Raw genomic sequence first — 677 nt, 5'->3', positions numbered from 1 at the left:
TTATGTCAGGTTCGACCGGGGTAATTTACCGTCAGTTCTCGATCACCATCGTTGCTGCGATGACGTTGTCAGTGATGGTCGCGATCATCCTGACACCTGCGCTGTGTGCTACGTTACTGAAAAAAGGTGACGCTGAATTTACGGATAAAAAAGGCTTCTTCGGTTGGTTTAACCGTAAATTTGATTCGATGACCGCAGGTTATGAGGCTGGTGTAGCCAAGTTGCTAAAACGCACTGGGCGCATGTTGTTGGTGTTTGTGGCAATGAGCGCTGGTGCGGGTTGGTTATTTATGAATCTGCCGACGTCTTTCCTACCAGATGAAGACCAAGGTACGGTGTTCTCGATGGCAATCTTGCCGCCGAACTCGACTCAAGAGCAGACAGAAAAAACACTCGATAAAGTGCGTAGCTATTTCTTGGAAGAAGAAAAAGACAACGTGAGATCCGTGTTTACCGTGGCTGGTTTTAGCTTTGCTGGTCAAGGTCAAAACATGGGTATGGCGTTTATTGGCTTGAAAGATTGGTCTGAGCGCGAAGCGCCAGGTTCGGATGCTGCATCTTTGACAGGCCGCGCTATGGGTTACTTCTCAACCATCAAAGAAGCCATGGTATTTGCGTTTGCACCTCCTGCCATCCAAGAGTTGGGTAACGCAACGGGTTTTGATTTCTATCTACAA

1 protein-coding gene is annotated in these 677 nt (G+C 47.9%); it reads left to right on the top strand.

The features are described from left to right. Window positions 1–677, top strand: a 677-nt coding sequence (locus tag R7093_RS25780; protein ID WP_318147093.1) for an efflux RND transporter permease subunit, incomplete at both ends; no start/stop codon positions are given.

The sequence above is a fragment of the Vibrio sp. 1580 genome (assembly GCF_033340055.1).
The sequence above is the reverse complement of the archived record's forward strand: the minus strand, read 5'-3'. Positions and strand labels throughout refer to the sequence as shown.